The sequence below is a fragment of the bacterium genome (genome assembly GCA_020440705.1).
GTDB lineage: Bacteria > Krumholzibacteriota > Krumholzibacteriia > LZORAL124-64-63 > LZORAL124-64-63 > JAGRNP01.
Window position 1 is genome coordinate 1 of sequence record JAGRNP010000295.1, and the last position, 624, is coordinate 624.

At 72.9% G+C, this 624-nt stretch carries 1 protein-coding gene; it reads right to left on the reverse strand.

Annotation, left to right across the window (positions count from 1 at the left end; all coding sequences use genetic code 11):
* Positions 1 to 101 precede the first annotated feature (101 nt).
* Positions 102 to 624, reverse strand: a 523-nt coding sequence (locus KDM41_18460; GenBank protein ID MCB1185408.1) for an insulinase family protein, incomplete at its 5' end; no start/stop codon positions are given.

A 624-nucleotide genomic window follows, 5' to 3' on the forward strand; every position in this document is an offset into this window, starting at 1 on the left:
TGCCGGCCGGCGTGGTGAAGGTCTCGATGCCGCCCTCGGCGCGCGCGGGCAGGGCCAGCGCGGCGACGGCGACGAGGGCCAGGACGACGGATTTCAGGGCCTCACGCATCGTCGCCTCCCTGGGGCAGCAGCACGCCGGTGACTTCGGTCTGGGGCACGATGACGTCGCGCGCGGCCTCGTTGACCTGCTCGACGGTGACCGCGTCGATGCGGTCGGGCCAAGCCTCGATCTCCTCGATCGAGAGGCCGACGGCAAGCGAGGCGCCGTACCAGCGCGCGATGGAGGAGACGCTGTCGCGGGCATAGATCAGGTCGGCGGCCATGCGCGCCTTGGCGCGGTCGAGCTCGTCCTGCGTGATGCCGTCGGCGAGCAGGCGGTCGATGGCGGCGCGCAGCGCGGCCTCGGCCTCCTCGGCGCTGCGGCCGTCGGCGGGCACAATCCAGAAGCCGAAGCGCGAGGGATCGATGGCGTCGGCGTCGTACCAGGCCCCGGCCGAGGCGGCCACGCCCTGGTCGACGACGAGATCGCGGTAGAGCCGGCTGGTGGTGTTGCCCGAAAGGACCTCGGCCAGCACTTCCAGGCCGTAGGCCTCCGCATCGGGACCGGTGACGTGGGTCGGGGCC